Here is a 523-nt window from a genome sequence, read left to right on the forward strand (position 1 = left end):
GTAAGCGGCTCCGCGTTTATACCTTGCATAATCAAAAAAAAGCAGTAACAGCTGATTAAACAAATGCTGCTACTGCTTTTTCCATCGGTCGGGAAGTAAGTCTCTATATTTCTCCAGTGTGGTATTCGGTTGCCATTCAATGGTCTTTTCTATGACATCGCTAATGTATTCAAACAGATTGATGCCATTCAACTTGCATGAAATAGCTATAGAATATAGGATAGCTCCCCGTCTTGCTCCTTCGTGCGAGCCAAAGAACATAGAGTTTCTTCTTGATAGTGATATGTACCTCTGGATTCTCTCAATGTAGTTGTTATCGAGAGCCGTATCACCTCTTTTGAAGATGTCACAAATGGCATTATATTCATTAAGGGCATAACCGACCGCCTGCGCCAAGGTAGACTTGGGCAGCAAATCCTTCCTGGAAGATATTTCCTCCAGTTTCTCCAATAAATCCTGTAAAATGTCCGGTGCATATGACTGCCGATAGGCTAGATGGTCTTCAACGGTCCATCCATTTACC

The 523-nt window shown here is 42.3% G+C and carries 1 protein-coding gene; it reads right to left on the reverse strand.

Annotated elements, in window-relative coordinates:
• Positions 1 to 69 precede the first annotated feature (69 nt).
• Positions 70 to 523 (reverse strand): IS66 family transposase (locus DW830_RS15620; protein WP_147487298.1); only part of this gene is annotated, 454 nt, incomplete at its 5' end.

This window comes from Prevotella sp. AM34-19LB (assembly GCF_003468525.1).
Classification (GTDB): domain Bacteria; phylum Bacteroidota; class Bacteroidia; order Bacteroidales; family Bacteroidaceae; genus Prevotella.